Here is a 13,929-nt window from a genome sequence, read left to right as displayed (position 1 = left end):
CCTAGGCCGCAGGCCGCTCGAAGGCCAGGCCGCGCTCCTCGGCCAGCCAGCCCAGCACCGGGAGCGCGCCCGGCAGCACCGGCGCAACGTCCAGCGGCAGTTGCTGCCAGCACATCGCCTGCCCCTCGCGCATTTCGAAATCGCCCGCCCACTGCGTCACCTTGCACCAGTGCAGGCGCACCAGCGCGTGCGGGTAATCGTGCTCGGTGACCTTCCAGACTTCGGCGCCGGCGATCGTGATGCCGAGTTCCTCGTGCAACTCGCGGCGCAGGGCCTGTTCGACGGACTCGCCGGCTTCGAGCTTGCCGCCCGGGAATTCCCAGTAGCCCGCATAGGGCTTGCCCTCGGGCCGGGTCGACAGCAGCAGCGCGTCGTCCTCGCGGATCAGGATGCCGACCGCGACCTCGGTGTGCTTGCGCGAACCCGTCATGGCAGCCTCAGGCGCGCCCGGCATAGTCGCGCGCGAACTGGTAGGCCACGCGGCCGCTGCGCGAGCCACGCTCGAGCGCCCACACCAGCGCTTGCGGGCGCGCGGCCTCGACCGCCTTGGCGTCGACACCGAAAGAGGAAAGCCACTGGGCGACGATCGCCAGGTACTCGTTCTGGCTGAACGGATAGAAGCTCACCCAGAGGCCGAAGCGCTCCGACAGCGAGATCTTCTCCTCGATCACTTCGCCCGGGTGCACCTCACCGTCTTCCGTGTGGGTGTAGCTGAGGTTGTCCTTCATGTACTCGGGCAGCAGGTGGCGCCGATTGCTGGTCGCGTAGATCAGCACGTTGGGCGTCGACGCGGCGATCGAGCCGTCGAGGATCGACTTGAGCGCCTTGTAGCCCGGCTCGCCCTCGTCGAAGCTCAGGTCGTCGCTGAAGACGATGAATTTCTCGGGACGGCCCGAAACCACCTCGACGATGTCGGGCAAGTCGGTCAGCTCGGCCTTGTCGACCTCGATCAGGCGCAGGCCCTGCGGCGCATAGGCCTGCAGGCAGGCGCGGATCAGGGACGACTTGCCGGTGCCGCGGGCACCGGTCAGCAGCACGTTGTTGGCCGGCTTGCCCTCGACGAACTGGCGCGTGTTGCGCTCGATCTTTTCCTTCTGGACGTCGATTTCCTTCAGCGCATCGAGCGACATCGCGGCCACGTGGCGCACCGGCTCGAGCGTGCCGTGGCCCGAGCTGCGGCGGCGGTAGCGCCAGGCGATCGAGGCGTTCCAGTCGTCGGGGGCCGACAGCGGCTGGGGAAGGATCGACTCGATGCGGCCGATGAGCTGTTCGGCGCGTTCCAGGAGACGTTCGAATTTCTCGTTCATGGCAGCGAGCGCAGCAAGCGTGGGGGCTTCATGACCGGTAGTCGGCGTTGATGGTGACGTAGTCGTGGCTCAGGTCGCAGGTCCAGACCGTGTCGGCGGCGCTGCCGCGGCCCAGCGCGATGCGCACCGTGATCTCGCTCTGCTTCATCACGCGCTGGCCATCTTCCTCGCGGTAGCTCGGATTGCGACCGCCCTTGACCGCCACATGGACGTCGTCGAGGTAGAGGTCGATGCCGGTCTGGTCGAGGTCGGCAATGCCGGCATAGCCGACGGCCGCGAGGATGCGGCCCAGGTTCGGGTCGCTCGCGTAAAACGCGGTCTTGACCAGCGGCGAATGGGCGACCGCATAGGCAACCTGCCGGCACTCGGCCGAATCCTTGCCGCCCTCGACCCGGATCGTGATGAACTTGGTCGCGCCTTCGCCGTCGCGCACGATGGCCTGGGCCAGCTGGCGCGCGACGTTCTGCATCGCTTCCACGAGGGCGCGGCCTTCGACGGATTCGAGCGAGGTGATGGTGGCGTGCGCCGCCTTCTGCGTCGCGATCACGACGAAGGAATCGTTGGTCGAGGTGTCGCCATCGATCGTCACGCGATTGAAGGAGGCATCGGCCAGCGCCTTGGCCAGCGGCTGGATCAGCGACGCCTCGATCTTCGCATCGGTGGCCATGAAGCCGAGCATGGTCGCCATGTTCGGCCGGATCATGCCGGCGCCCTTGCTGATGCCGGTGACCGTGACGGTCACGCCGCCGATCTGCACCTGCTGGCTGAAGGCCTTGGGCACGGTGTCGGTCGTCATGATGCCTTCGGCCGCGCGCGCCCAATGGCCGGGCGCGGCATCCGCGAGCGCGGCAGGCAGGCCGGCTTCGATGCGGTCGATCGGCAGCGGCTCCATGATCACGCCGGTCGAGAAAGGCAGGATCTGCTCGGGCGCGAGATTCAGGTGCCGCGCGAGCGCGATGCAGGTCGCCCGCGTGCGCGCCAGGCCGTCCTCGCCGGTGCCGGCATTCGCGTTGCCGGTGTTGATCAGCATCGCGCGAATGCCGAAATCGCGGGCCAGGTTCTCGCGGCAGACCTGGACCGGCGCGGCGCAGAAGCGGTTCTGCGTGAACACGCCGCCGACCGCGGCGCCTTCGTCGATCAGCACCACCGTGAGGTCCTTGCGGTTGGCCTTGCGTACGCCCGCTTCGGCCACGCCGATGCGGACACCGGGCACCGCATGCAGCGCGGCGGGGTCGGGAGCGGAAAGATTCACTGGCATGAGGAAATCCTGGTCGTTGCTGTCAGGTGAGCTTGCCGTGGCACTGCTTGAATTTCTTGCCGCTGCCGCACGGACACGGGTCGTTGCGGCCGACGCGCGCGAAGGCCGCGGCACCGGCACTCAGGCCGCCGGCCGCCTGGCGGCGCAGGCTTTCCTCGTCGACCCGGACCTCGACCTCGCCGGTTTCGGTCGGCGCCGTGTAGGTGATGTTGGCGAGGTTCTCGCCGCGGCTTTCCATGGCGTCGGCAGCTTCCTCGAGCTGTTCGCCGGACTGCACGCGCACCGTCATGAGCTGGCGCGTGACCTCGTTCTTGACCGAGTCGAGCAACTGGCCGAAGAGCTCGAAGGCCTCGCGCTTGTATTCCTGCTTGGGCTGCTTCTGCGCATAGCCGCGCAGGTGGATGCCCTGGCGCAGGTAGTCCAGCGAAGCCAGGTGCTCGCGCCAATGGGTGTCGATGCTCTGCAACAGCACCATGCGCTCGAACTGCGTGAAGTTCTCCTGGCCGATCAGCGCGACCTTGGCGCTGAAGGCCTCGTTGCCGGCGGCGACCACCTTCTCGACCACATCCTCGTCGCCGATCGCAGTCGCGGCCTCGACTTCCTTCTGCAGCGGGATCTGCAGGCCCCACTCGTCGGCCAGGGTCTTCTCGAGCCCGGCCAGCTGCCATTGCTCCTCGACCGATTCGGCCGGCACGTACTGACGCACCAGGTCGGTGAAGCAGCCTTCGCGCAGCGCCTCGATCTGCGCGCTCAGATCGGTGGCGTCGAGGATGTCGTTGCGCTGCTGGTAGATCACCTTGCGCTGGTCGTTCGAGACGTCGTCGTACTCGAGCAGCTGCTTGCGCACGTCGAAGTTGCGCGCCTCGACCTTGCGCTGCGCGCTCTCGATGCTGCGGGTCACGATGCCGGCCTCGATCGCCTCGCCGTCGGGCATCTTGAGGCGGTCCATGATCGCCTTCACGCGGTCGCCCGCGAAGATGCGCATCAGCGGGTCGTCCAGGCCCAGATAAAAGCGCGAGGAGCCCGGGTCGCCCTGGCGGCCCGAGCGGCCGCGCAGCTGGTTGTCGATGCGGCGCGACTCGTGACGCTCGGTGGCAATGATGCGCAGGCCGCCGAGCGACTTCACGAACTCGTGGTCCTTGTCCCATTGGGCGCGCAGCCGTGCGATTTCTTCGGCCTTGGCGGCATCGTCGACGGACTCGTCGGCTTCCACTGCCTCGATCATCTTCTCGACGTTGCCGCCGAGCACGATGTCGGTCCCGCGGCCCGCCATGTTGGTCGCGATCGTGATCATCTTGGTGCGGCCCGCCTGGGCCACGATCTCGGCTTCGCGCGCATGCTGCTTGGCGTTCAGCACCTGGTGCGGCAGGCCGGCCTTCTCGAGCAGGCCGTCGATGATCTCGGAATTCTCGATCGACGAGGTGCCGACAAGCACCGGCTGGCCGCGCTCGTAGCACTCGCGGATGTCCTGGATCGCGGCGTCGTATTTCTCGCGCGTGGTCTTGTAGACGCGGTCGAGCTGGTCCTCGCGCCTGCTCTGACGGTTCGGCGGAATGATCATGGTCTCGAGGCCGTAGATCTCCTGGAACTCGTAGGCCTCGGTGTCGGCCGTGCCGGTCATGCCGGCGAGCTTGGCGTAGAGCCGGAAGTAGTTCTGGAAGGTGATCGAGGCCAGGGTCTGGTTCTCGGCCTGGATCTCGACGCCTTCCTTGGCCTCCACGGCCTGGTGCAGGCCATCGCTCCAGCGGCGGCCGGTCATCAGGCGGCCGGTGAATTCATCGACGATCACGACCTCGCCTTGCTGCACCACGTAGTGCTGGTCGCGATGGTAGAGATGCCGCGCCCGCAGTGCCGCATTCAGGTGATGCATCAATGTGATGTTGGCCGGATCGTAGAGCGACGCGCCCTCGGGCAGCAGCTTGAACTCGGACAGCACCTGCTCGGCCTTCTCGTGGCCGTCTTCGGTCAGGAACACCTGGTGGGTCTTCTCGTCGACCGTGAAGTCGCCGGGCTTGGTGACGCCTTCGCCAGTGCGCGGATCGGCCTCGCCTTCCTGCTTGACCAGCAGCGGCACGACCTTGTTGATCGCCAGGTAGAGCTCGGTGTGGTCCTCGGCCTGGCCGCTGATGATCAGCGGCGTGCGCGCCTCGTCGATCAGGATCGAGTCCACCTCGTCGACGATCGCGTAGTTCAGCCCGCGCTGGACCCGGTCGCCCGGCTCGTACACCATGTTGTCGCGCAGGTAGTCGAAGCCGTACTCGTTGTTGGTGCCGTAGGTGATGTCGCTGCCGTAGGCCTGCTGCTTCTCCTCGCGCGGCATCTGCGGCAGGTTGATGCCGACCGACAGCCCGAGGTAGTTGTAGAGGCGGCCCATCCACTTGGCGTCGCGGCCGGCGAGGTAGTCGTTCACCGTGACCACGTGCACGCCCTTGCCGGTGAGCGCATTGAGGTACACCGGCAGCGTGGCCGTCAGGGTCTTGCCCTCGCCGGTGCGCATTTCGGAGATCTTGCCGTTGTGCAGCGCCATGCCGCCCAGCAGCTGGACGTCGAAATGGCGCATCTTCATGATCCGTTTCGACGCTTCCCGCACCGTAGCGAACGCTTCAGGCAGCAGGTCGTCGAGCGACTCGCCCTTGGCGACACGGTCCTTGAACTCCTGCGTCTTGGCGCGCAGCGCGTCGTCGTCGAGCTTCTCGAAGGACGGTTCCAACGCGTTGATGCGTTCGACCGTCTTGCGATACTGCTTCAAGAGCCGGTCGTTGCGACTGCCGAAAATTTGGGTCAGGAAGTTGGTGGCCATGAATGGAGATCGATGCACACTCGCCGGATGCGGGCGCCTCGACCGAAGTCCCTAAGATAGACGGAGAACGAACTTGGGCGCGCTTTGTCAAAAGACAAGCGGACCGGCCCGCAGGATTGCCGGCAAACCGCTGATTTTAGCCGCCTTGTCCTGGCCCTCACGACCTGCCATTTCCCGCCACTTCGGCCATTTGCCCGTCCATTGCCCATGAATCGCCGCTACAACGCCGTCACCGTGCTCGAAGCCACCGAGGGTTCCCCGACCCTGGCGGGCCTGGCCGCGCGCGCCCGCGACGCCAGCGAACGGCTGGCCGCGGTGCTTGACCTGATCCCGCCCGAGATGCGCCCCGCCATCCAGGCCGGCCCGGCCGAGGGCGATGTATGGTGCATGCTGGTTCACGGCAGCGCGGCGGCCGCCAAGCTGCGCCAGTTGGCACCGATGCTGCACGCGCGGCTGAAGTCGCGCGGCTGGGAGGTGGCGACGATCCGGATCAAGGTGACGTCGAGGCGCTGAAAACCGTCGCCGGCGGCTCAGGTCTGGGCCAGCGCCAGTCCCAGCGTGAGGGCCACCGAGGTGCCGAAGATCGCCAGCCCGACGGTGCGGCGCCGGTGCGTCAGCATCCAGAGCACGACGCCCGAGAGCGACAGAAAGATCAGGCTGCCCGCCAGCGTGTCGACCAGCAGGATCCACCCCAGCGACATGCCGGTACCCTTGTGCATGTTGGTCAGCGTGGCGAGGAAGCCGTTGCGCGTGGTCGTGACGCCCACCGACCGGTTGCCGCGCCAGTAGTCCGCCTGCACGATGGCATCGGGGCCGCCGAAGTTGAACACCCATCGCTCTGGCTGCATCAACGGGTCGGCCTTGCCCTTTTCGCTCCAGCCAACCGGCCGCGCGGGCTCGGTCCGCATCGAATTCGGCGGGCCCTTCTGGTCCAGCGCGCGCTGCAGCCAGACCGCCATGTCCTGCGCGCTCGCGGGCGCCGGGTCGGGAAGCGACAACTGGGCGCTGGCGCGCTGCTGCGACATCGGCAGCTTGAGCACGGCCCGGTGGTTGAGCCAGATGCCCGCGGTGCCGAAGATCAGGCCAAGAATCGCGCCCCAGAGGCCGATCCAGCCGTGGGTCTTGCGGATCCACTGGAGGGCGATCGCGCGGCGCTGCATCGAATGGCTGCGGCTTGCGGCAGGGGCGGAGGCGTTGGATGCGTAGGACATGCGTTCAGCGTGATCGTTTTTTGAATGAAATGGCGCCGTGAGCAGCAGCCACTATGGCTGCCGGATGCCTTGTGGCGCGACAAGGTCGAATCTCTCGGCCGCTGTCCATTCTGCCTTCCTGTCACGCACCGGCGCCCCGGGGCACGGTGAATCAGACGTTTCTGAGGGACGGCCACGCGGCCCATTCCTAGACTGCGTTCAGATGAAATCCCTGGAACCCGAAATGTCCCGCGCTCCCGTACGCATGCCCGTGGCCCCCCCTGCAGACGAGGCAATGCGCCGAGATGCCGAAGCGGGCATGGACACCCTCTTGCGGCGCGTCGGCGTGCGGACGCGAGGCGATCTGCCCGACCAACCGGTTGGCGTGCCGGCGGCCGTTGAAGCGACGCCATTGCACAACTACCCGGGACCGGGGTTCGAGCACATGACGACGCAGGCCTGGAACCGGCTGCCCGCGAGCTGCAGGGGATCGTGGATGGAACGCTCGGCCGGCAATGGTGGCGCTGCGCGCCGGGTCCGCGTGGCCCTGACCGCCGATGCCGACCTGCTGCCGGTGTACCTGATGGATTCGGTCCGCACCGACCTGCCTTCGCTCGGCGCCTGAACCGTGGCCGGAAACGCAGGAAACTGGTGCCGCTTGTCGGAATCGAACTGACGACCTACCGCTTACAAGGCGGTTGCTCTACCAACTGAGCTAAAGCGGCGGGATTCGGATTTTAGCGGCCCGGCCAGGCCGCAAGGTTCACTTGATCCGCTTGAGCGAAGGGCGCGCTCCGCCGCCCGCCGGCGGACGCGGCGGATCCTCGGGATCCGTTGGCGCATCGCTCGATTCGACGGCATCGTCGCCCTCGCCCGTGACCAGGTGCACCACCTTGCTCGCGTCTCCCTCGGTGCCACGCGACGCATCGCGCAGCGGCGTGCGGGTCGAGGCGGCCGATTGGGTCGTCGACGCCGGGCCGGCGCTGCCATCGGCCGGCGCCGGCACGGGTGCCGGAAACGCCATGCCTTGGCCGTTCTCGCGCGCATAGATCGCGATCACGCGGCCGACCGGCACGCTGATTTCGCGCGCCGTGCCGGCGAAGCGGGCCTTGAACTCGATGAAGTCGTTGCCGAGCTTGAGCGAACTGGTGGCGTCGAAGCTGATGTTCAGCACGATCTCGCCATTCTTGACGTACTCGCGCGGCACCTGCACCGTATCGTCGACCTGCACCGCGACATACGGCGTGAAGCCGTTGTCGGTGCACCATTCATACAGCGCCCGGATCAGGTACGGGCGGGTGGATGACGATTCGAGCGCGTTGATCATGGGCGGCTGGGCCAGCGACTCACTTGCGCATGACCTTTTCGGACGGCGTCAGCGCCTCGATGTAGGCCGGGCGCGAGAAGATGCGTTCGGCGTACTTCAGGAGCGGAGCCGCGTTCTTGCTGAGGTCGATGCCGTAATAGTCGAGGCGCCACAGCAGCGGTGCGATCGCGACGTCGAGCATCGAGAAGTTGTCGCCCAGCATGTACTTGTTCTTGAGGAACACGGGCGCCAGCTGAGTCAGGCGATCGCGGATGTGCGCGCGCGCCTTTTCGATGGCCTTCTCGTTGCCCTTGGTGGTGCGGTTCTCGAGCATCGAGACATGCACGAACAATTCCTTCTCGAAGTTGAGCAGGAACAGGCGCACGCGTGCACGGTCGACCGGGTCGCCGGGCATCAGCTGCGGATGCGGGAAGCGCTCGTCGATGTACTCGTTGATGATGTTCGACTCGTACAGGATCAGGTCGCGCTCGACCAGAATCGGCACCTGCCCGTACGGGTTCATCACATTGATGTCTTCGGGCTTGTTGTAGAGGTCGACGTCACGAATCTCGAAATCCATGCCTTTCTCGAACAGCACGAAGCGGCAGCGATGGGAAAAGGGGCAGGTCGTTCCCGAATAAAGGACCATCATGGCGAAAGACTCCTAAAAATCAAAAAGAGTGGGTCGCGTTCGCAACCCACTCTGCGGGACCAGGCGCACGAGGCGCCCGATCGGCGTGGAATTACTTGACGTCTTTCCAGTACGAGGCATTCAGCCGCCACGTGAAGACCACTGCCATGAGCAGGAACAGCAGCACCCAGACGCCCACGCGGATGCGGGTGTTCTGCGCCGGCTCGGCCATCCACTGCAGATAGCTCACGAGGTCGCCGACGGCCTGGTCGAACTGCATCGGCGTCATGGTGCCGGGGCTTACTTGCTCCCAGCCCTTGAACACTTCGGTTTCATGGCCGTGGGCTTCGACCTTCTCGAAGACCGGACGTCGCTCGCCCTGCAGCTCCCACATCACGTGCGGCATCGCCACGGCCGGGAACGCCAGGTTGTTCCAGCCGGTGGCCTTGGTGTCGTCGCGGTAGAAGGTGCGCAGATAGGTGTAGAGGTAGTCGGCACCGGTGCCGCCGTGGCCGGCACGCGAGCGCGCCACCAGGGTCAGGTCAGGCGGAATCGTGCCGAACCATTCCTTGGCCTGTTGCGGAGCCAGGTTGACCTTCATGGTCTCGCCGATCTTGTCGGTCGTGAACAGGAGGTTGTCCTTGATTTGCTGGTCGGTGATGCCGAGGTCCTGCAGCCGGTTGAAGCGCATGAACGCCGCCGAGTGGCAGTTGAGGCAGTAGTTGACGAACAGCTTGGCACCGTTCTGCAGCGATGCCAGGTCGGTGGTGCGGTTGGGCGCCTTGTCCCAGGGGATGCCGCCTTCGGCCGCTTGCGCGCCCGTGACGATGCCGAGCGCCGCGATCAACGTGAGGATCAGTTTCTTCATTCTTGTTGTCTCCCGGTCAGTGAGCGTTGAAAACCACGCGCTCGGGGACCGGCTTGAATTCGCCGAGGCGGCTCCACCACGGCATCAGCAGGAAGAAACCGAAATAGAAGAGCGTTCCGATCTGCGACACGCGCTCGCCGATCGGCGACGGCGGTTGCACGCCGAGGTAGGCGAGCACCACGAAGTTGACGACGAACACACCGTAGACATACTTGTGCCAGCTCGGGCGATAGCGGATCGACTTGACCGGGCTGTGGTCGAGCCAGGGCAGGAAGAACAGGATGACGACCGCGCCGCCCATCACCAGCACACCCCAGAACTTGGCGTCGATCGACAGCATCATCGCGACCACGCCGACGGCGACGACCGCGACACCGGCCTTGATGAAGGCGGGGAAGCGGGCCTTCAGGACGCCGTAGGCGGCCGCACCGACCACGCAGGCGATCAGCGCATACATCATCTCGCTGGTGATGGCACGCAGCATCGAATAGAAGGGCGTGAAGTACCAGACCGGCGCGATGTGGTTCGGCGTCTTGAGCGAATCCGCCGGGATGAAGTTGTTGTACTCGAGGAAGTAGCCGCCGGCCTCGGGCGCGAAGAAGATCACGGCCGAGAAGATCGTCAGGAACACCACCACGCCGAAGATGTCGTGCACCGTGTAGTACGGGTGCGACGGGATGCCGTCGACCGGATGGCCGTCGGCGCCGCGGTTGGCCTTGATCTCGATGCCGTCGGGGTTGTTGGACCCCACTTCGTGCAGCGCGATCAGGTGGGCGACCACCAGGCCGAGCAGCACCAGCGGCACGGCGATCACGTGGAAGCTGAAGAAGCGGTTCAGCGTGGCGTCGCTCACCACATAGTCGCCGCGGATCAGCAGCGCGAGGTCAGGACCGACGAAGGGAATCGCGGCGAACAGGTTCACGATCACCTGGGCGCCCCAGTAGCTCATCTGGCCCCACGGAAGCAGGTAGCCCATGAAGGCCTCGGCCATCAGGCACAGGAAGATCGCGCAACCGAAGATCCAGATCAGCTCGCGCGGCTTGCGGTAGCTGCCGTACATCAGGCCGCGGAACATGTGCAGGTAGACCACGATGAAGAAGGCCGAGGCCCCCGTCGAGTGCATGTAGCGGATCAGCCAGCCCCACGGCACGTCGCGCATGATGTACTCGACCGAGCCGAACGCCAGCGCGGCGTCGGGCTTGTAGTGCATCACGAGGAAGATGCCGGTCACGATCTGGATCACGAGGACCAGCATCGCGAGCGAACCGAAGATGTACCAGAAGTTGAAGTTCTTCGGCGCGTAGTACTTGCCCCACTGGTCGTTCCAGAGCTTGGTCAGCGGGAAGCGGTTGTCGACCCAGTTGAGCAGCTTCTCGCCGGCGGGTGCGTTGGGGGAGATTTCGTTGAATTCAGCCATGTCTTGCTCCTCAAGCCTTCTTGTCGTCGCCGATCAAGATGCGCGTATCGGAGAGATACATGTGCGGCGGCACCGGCAGGTTGTCGGGTGCCGGCTTGTTCTTGAAGACGCGGCCGGCCAGGTCGAAGGTCGAGCCGTGGCAGGGACACAGGAAGCCGCCTTCCCAGTTGTCGGGCAGCGAGGCCTGCGGGCCGGCCTGGAGCCTGTCGATGGGCGAGCAGCCCAGGTGGGTGCAGATGCCCACGACCACCAGGATCTCGGGCTTGATCGAACGGTGGTCGTTGCGGGCGTAGGGCGGCGTGAACTCGTCGGGGTTGCGCTTGGATTGCGGATCGGCGAGCAGCGGATCGAGCTTGGGCAACTCGGCGACTTGCGCCGGCGAACGCTTGAGGATCCAGACCGGCTTGCCGCGCCATTCGACGGTCATCTTCTCGCCGACCTGCAGGGCACCGATGTCCGCCTCGACCGGCGCACCGGCAGCCTTGGCTTTCTCGGACGGCTGGAACGAGCTCACGAACGGCACGGCCACGGCCACACCACCCACTGCGCCTGCGCAGCCTGATGCGATCAACCATGTCCGCTTGCTGGTGTCGATCCGGGGTCGGCCGGCGGTGCTCACGGTACTGTCACTCATGGGGATCCTCAATCTTCTTCGCTAGGGGCTTGGGTCAACCCGCGATTGTAGCGGAGCGTAAGCGGCGATTTCAACGTCGGCGCGGCGCGCGACGCGAGCCCTCGATCGGACATCGACACAAAGCCCCACCCCTATACTGGCCGCCGTTCAAAACAATCCCCGGAAGAGGTGCACGACATGAGCTTTCTGAAAGAGTTCCGCGAATTTGCCGTCAAGGGCAACGTGATCGACCTGGCGGTCGGCGTGATCATCGGTGCAGCCTTCGGCAAGATCGTCGACTCGCTGGTGAGCGACATCATCATGCCGCTGGTCGGCCTCATCTTCGGCAAGCTCGACTTCTCGAATCTCTACATCGTGCTCGGGCCCAGGCCGGCCGGCGTGGCCGACACGCTGGTGGAGCTCAAGAAGGCCGGCGCGCCGGTGCTGGCCTACGGCAACTTCATCACCATCGCGGTGAACTTCGTGATCCTGGCCTTCATCATCTTTCTGATGGTCAAGCAGATCAACAAGCTGCGCAAGACCAGCGAAGCGGCGCCGGCGCCGACGCCCGAAGACACCGTGCTGCTGCGCGAGATCCGCGACAGCCTCAAGCGTTCGTGAGGCGCGCAGGGGCCAGCGACCGGGCCATCCGCACGGCCTCGATCAGGCTGGAGGCGTCGGCCCGGCCGGTGCCCGCAATGTCGAACGCGGTGCCGTGATCGGGACTGGTGCGCACCAGCGGCAGGCCGAGCGTCACGTTCACGCCCTTCTCCACGCCCAGGTACTTCACCGGGATCAATCCCTGGTCGTGGTACATCGCGATCACCACGTCGAACTCGCCCGCGCCGTCGGCCTTGGCGCGGGCGCGCATGAAGACGGTGTCGGGCGCATGGGGCCCGTCGGCATCGATGCCTTCGGCCCGCGCGGCCGCGATCGCCGGTGCAATGATCTCGCGCTCCTCGGAGCCGAACAGGCCTCCCTCCCCCGCGTGCGGATTGAGGCCCGCCACCCCGATCTTGGGCGCTCGCCCGAGCACCGCCCCGAGCGCCTGGTGCGCGATGCGCAGCGTCTGCAGCACACCATCGAAACTCACGGCTTCGATCGCATGGCGCAGCGACATGTGGATGCTCACGAGCACGGTGCGCAGCTCGTCGTTGGCAAGCATCATGCGCACCGGCACCTCGGACAGTGGCCGGCCGAGATGGGCGGCCGCCTCGGCCTGCAGCAATTCGGTGTGGCCCGGATAGGGGAAGCCGGCCGCCGCGAGCGCTTCCTTGTGCAGAGGCGCAGTGACGATCGCGGCGATCTCGCCGCGTAGCGCGGCGCGTGCGGCCCAGACCACGCAATCGCCGGCGATGCGGCCCGCCGCCGCGCTGATCGCGCCGTGCGCGATGACCGCGCCAGGCGGCGCGACCACCTGCAGTACGGGGATGCAGCCCGGCGGCGTATCGCGCACGTCGCGCGCCGCTTCGATCAGCGCGACCGGCAAGGCCGGTGCCCCGGCGGCAGCGATCGCCTGCGCGGCACGGCGCACGATGCCGACATCGCCGGCCACGAAACATCCGCGCAAGTCATCGGCCGCATCGCGAAAGGCCTTCGCGATGATTTCGGGCCCGATGCCCGCGGGGTCGCCGAGCGTGACAGCGATGGGGGACAAAGGTTCGAAGCTCACGCCGGATTGTCGATGTCGATGAATTCGTGCGTCAGCCCCAGCTGCGCCGCCACATGGCCCGCGACGGCCGGGGCGCCATAGCGTTCGGTGGCATGGTGGCCGCAGGCGAGGAAGGCGACGCCCAGCTCGCGGGCGTAGTGGGCCTGGGGCTCCGAGATCTCGCCCGTGATGAAGGCATCGGCGCCGGCCGCGACCGCCGCCTCGAAATAGCTCTGGGCGCCGCCCGTGCACCAGGCGATGTTGCGGATCGGACGCGGCGCGCCCTCCACCAGCGTGACCGGCTTGCCGAGCGCTTTCTCGACGTGCGAGGCCAGCTGCTTCGCGCTCGCGAAGACCTCGCCGTTGTCACGCGCGCCGAGGAAGCCGAGCTCCTGCTCGCCGAAGCGGCCGGTCGAACCCGCATGCGCGACCAGGCCGAGCCGAAGCCCGAGCTGTGCGTTGTTGCCGAGCTCGGGGTGGGCGTCGAGCGGCAGGTGATAGGCGAACAGGTTGACGTCGTCGCCGAGCAGCAGGCCGAGGCGCTGCCGCATCCAGCCCGTGACGCAGCCGTCCTGGCCGCGCCAGAACAGGCCGTGGTGGACGAAGATCGCATCCGCTTCGGCGTGGATCGCGGCTTCGATCAGCGCCCGGCTCGCGGTCACGCCGGAGACGATCTTTCGCACCTTGATGCGGCCTTCGACCTGCAGGCCGTTGGGCCCGTAGTCCTTGAAACGCGCGGGCGCAAGCAACAGGTCGAACGCATGCAGGAGTTCGTGGCGGGTGGTGCTCATCGCGCCATTGTGGCCCCGGCGGGCGCAGGCTCGGCAGCGCATCCGACTGCAAACCCATGAATTCCAAGGGTTATCCCCAATTCCTCCTTGTGCACTG

Annotated in this window: 15 protein-coding genes and 1 tRNA gene; 3 read left to right on the top strand and 13 right to left on the bottom strand. The window is 66.3% G+C overall.

Going from position 1 to position 13,929, the window contains the following annotated elements:
- Nucleotide 1 precedes the first annotated feature (1 nt).
- Genes AC1D2O_RS30940 through secA form a run of 4 tightly spaced genes read right to left on the bottom strand, consistent with a single transcriptional unit; the run spans nucleotide 2 to nucleotide 5,365 of the window.
- Entirely contained in the window at nucleotides 2-430 is a 429-nt protein-coding gene (locus AC1D2O_RS30940; protein ID WP_478090682.1) for an NUDIX domain-containing protein, read from the bottom strand.
- A gap of 7 nt (nucleotides 431-437) precedes the next feature.
- Entirely contained in the window at nucleotides 438-1,307 is an 870-nt protein-coding gene (locus tag AC1D2O_RS30935; RefSeq protein WP_478090681.1) for an ATP-binding protein, read from the bottom strand.
- 28 nt (nucleotides 1,308-1,335) lie between these two features.
- A complete protein-coding gene (argJ, locus tag AC1D2O_RS30930; protein ID WP_478090680.1) occupies nucleotides 1,336-2,565 on the bottom strand; it encodes a bifunctional glutamate N-acetyltransferase/amino-acid acetyltransferase ArgJ in 1,230 nt (409 codons plus the stop codon).
- A 22-nt stretch (nucleotides 2,566-2,587) separates the two neighbouring features.
- Entirely contained in the window at nucleotides 2,588-5,365 is a 2,778-nt protein-coding gene (gene secA / locus AC1D2O_RS30925) for a preprotein translocase subunit SecA (RefSeq protein ID WP_478090679.1), read from the bottom strand.
- A 207-nt stretch (nucleotides 5,366-5,572) separates the two neighbouring features.
- On the opposite strand from secA, the gene AC1D2O_RS30920 reads away from it, so the two are divergent.
- Nucleotides 5,573-5,878 (top strand): hypothetical protein, encoded by a 306-nt coding sequence (locus AC1D2O_RS30920; RefSeq protein WP_478090678.1) that lies wholly within the window; start codon nucleotides 5,573-5,575, stop codon nucleotides 5,876-5,878.
- Nucleotides 5,879-5,895: 17 nt separating this feature from the next.
- Here the strand turns inward: AC1D2O_RS30920 and AC1D2O_RS30915 are convergent, their stop codons facing one another.
- Nucleotides 5,896-6,576 (bottom strand): PepSY-associated TM helix domain-containing protein, encoded by a 681-nt coding sequence (locus AC1D2O_RS30915; RefSeq protein WP_478090677.1) that lies wholly within the window; start codon nucleotides 6,574-6,576, stop codon nucleotides 5,896-5,898.
- A 298-nt stretch (nucleotides 6,577-6,874) separates the two neighbouring features.
- On the opposite strand from AC1D2O_RS30915, the gene AC1D2O_RS30910 reads away from it, so the two are divergent.
- The gene (locus AC1D2O_RS30910; RefSeq protein ID WP_478090676.1) at nucleotides 6,875-7,180 is read left to right on the top strand and encodes a hypothetical protein; all 306 of its coding nucleotides are present in this window, start codon (nucleotides 6,875-6,877) and stop codon (nucleotides 7,178-7,180) included.
- Nucleotides 7,181-7,204: 24 nt separating this feature from the next.
- On the opposite strand, the gene AC1D2O_RS30905 is transcribed toward AC1D2O_RS30910, so the two are convergent.
- From AC1D2O_RS30905 to petA, 6 genes are all read right to left on the bottom strand, one after another.
- A tRNA-Thr gene (locus tag AC1D2O_RS30905) sits at nucleotides 7,205-7,280 on the bottom strand.
- A 38-nt stretch (nucleotides 7,281-7,318) separates the two neighbouring features.
- Entirely contained in the window at nucleotides 7,319-7,882 is a 564-nt protein-coding gene (locus AC1D2O_RS30900; RefSeq protein ID WP_478092260.1) for a ClpXP protease specificity-enhancing factor, read from the bottom strand.
- Between the two features lie 19 nt (nucleotides 7,883-7,901).
- Nucleotides 7,902-8,513: a glutathione S-transferase N-terminal domain-containing protein gene (locus AC1D2O_RS30895; protein WP_478092262.1), complete on the bottom strand. Its 612-nt coding sequence runs from the start codon at nucleotides 8,511-8,513 to the stop codon at nucleotides 7,902-7,904.
- Nucleotides 8,514-8,604: 91 nt separating this feature from the next.
- The gene (locus AC1D2O_RS30890) at nucleotides 8,605-9,360 is read right to left on the bottom strand and encodes a cytochrome c1 (protein ID WP_478092264.1); all 756 of its coding nucleotides are present in this window, start codon (nucleotides 9,358-9,360) and stop codon (nucleotides 8,605-8,607) included.
- A gap of 16 nt (nucleotides 9,361-9,376) precedes the next feature.
- A complete protein-coding gene (locus AC1D2O_RS30885) occupies nucleotides 9,377-10,777 on the bottom strand; it encodes a cytochrome b (protein ID WP_478092266.1) in 1,401 nt (466 codons plus the stop codon).
- 10 nt (nucleotides 10,778-10,787) lie between these two features.
- Nucleotides 10,788-11,411 (bottom strand): ubiquinol-cytochrome c reductase iron-sulfur subunit, encoded by a 624-nt coding sequence (gene petA, locus AC1D2O_RS30880; RefSeq protein WP_478158432.1) that lies wholly within the window; start codon nucleotides 11,409-11,411, stop codon nucleotides 10,788-10,790.
- A 177-nt stretch (nucleotides 11,412-11,588) separates the two neighbouring features.
- Between petA and mscL the strand changes: the two genes are divergently transcribed.
- The gene (mscL, locus tag AC1D2O_RS30875; protein ID WP_442284713.1) at nucleotides 11,589-12,011 is read left to right on the top strand and encodes a large conductance mechanosensitive channel protein MscL; all 423 of its coding nucleotides are present in this window, start codon (nucleotides 11,589-11,591) and stop codon (nucleotides 12,009-12,011) included.
- On the opposite strand, the gene pdxA is transcribed toward mscL, so the two are convergent.
- Together pdxA and AC1D2O_RS30865 are read right to left on the bottom strand one after the other, a co-directional pair.
- Entirely contained in the window at nucleotides 11,998-13,047 is a 1,050-nt protein-coding gene (gene pdxA, locus AC1D2O_RS30870; RefSeq protein WP_478158431.1) for a 4-hydroxythreonine-4-phosphate dehydrogenase PdxA, read from the bottom strand. The genes mscL and pdxA overlap by 14 nt on opposite strands.
- Before the next feature lie 11 nt (nucleotides 13,048-13,058).
- Entirely contained in the window at nucleotides 13,059-13,832 is a 774-nt protein-coding gene (locus tag AC1D2O_RS30865; protein WP_478092272.1) for a Nif3-like dinuclear metal center hexameric protein, read from the bottom strand.
- Nucleotides 13,833-13,929 lie beyond the last annotated feature (97 nt).

The organism is Variovorax sp. P1_G12 (genome assembly GCF_056405555.1).
Note: the sequence above shows the minus strand (reverse complement) of the source record. Positions and strands in the feature narration are given on the sequence as shown.

What these genes read in the sequence shown, in the direction of transcription:
- AC1D2O_RS30940 (WP_478090682.1), bottom strand. Translation starts at nt 430, where the DNA reads ATGACGGGTTCGCGCAAGCACACCGAGGTCGCGGTCGGCATCCTGATC.
- AC1D2O_RS30935 (WP_478090681.1), bottom strand. Translation starts at nt 1,307, where the DNA reads ATGAACGAGAAATTCGAACGTCTCCTGGAACGCGCCGAACAGCTCATC.
- argJ (WP_478090680.1), bottom strand. Translation starts at nt 2,565, where the DNA reads ATGCCAGTGAATCTTTCCGCTCCCGACCCCGCCGCGCTGCATGCGGTG.
- secA (WP_478090679.1), bottom strand. Translation starts at nt 5,365, where the DNA reads ATGGCCACCAACTTCCTGACCCAAATTTTCGGCAGTCGCAACGACCGG.
- AC1D2O_RS30920 (WP_478090678.1), top strand. Translation starts at nt 5,573, where the DNA reads ATGAATCGCCGCTACAACGCCGTCACCGTGCTCGAAGCCACCGAGGGT.
- AC1D2O_RS30915 (WP_478090677.1), bottom strand. Translation starts at nt 6,576, where the DNA reads ATGTCCTACGCATCCAACGCCTCCGCCCCTGCCGCAAGCCGCAGCCAT.
- AC1D2O_RS30910 (WP_478090676.1), top strand. Translation starts at nt 6,875, where the DNA reads ATGGACACCCTCTTGCGGCGCGTCGGCGTGCGGACGCGAGGCGATCTG.
- AC1D2O_RS30900 (WP_478092260.1), bottom strand. Translation starts at nt 7,882, where the DNA reads ATGATCAACGCGCTCGAATCGTCATCCACCCGCCCGTACCTGATCCGG.
- AC1D2O_RS30895 (WP_478092262.1), bottom strand. Translation starts at nt 8,513, where the DNA reads ATGATGGTCCTTTATTCGGGAACGACCTGCCCCTTTTCCCATCGCTGC.
- AC1D2O_RS30890 (WP_478092264.1), bottom strand. Translation starts at nt 9,360, where the DNA reads ATGAAGAAACTGATCCTCACGTTGATCGCGGCGCTCGGCATCGTCACG.
- AC1D2O_RS30885 (WP_478092266.1), bottom strand. Translation starts at nt 10,777, where the DNA reads ATGGCTGAATTCAACGAAATCTCCCCCAACGCACCCGCCGGCGAGAAG.
- petA (WP_478158432.1), bottom strand. Translation starts at nt 11,411, where the DNA reads ATGAGTGACAGTACCGTGAGCACCGCCGGCCGACCCCGGATCGACACC.
- mscL (WP_442284713.1), top strand. Translation starts at nt 11,589, where the DNA reads ATGAGCTTTCTGAAAGAGTTCCGCGAATTTGCCGTCAAGGGCAACGTG.
- AC1D2O_RS30865 (WP_478092272.1), bottom strand. Translation starts at nt 13,832, where the DNA reads ATGAGCACCACCCGCCACGAACTCCTGCATGCGTTCGACCTGTTGCTT.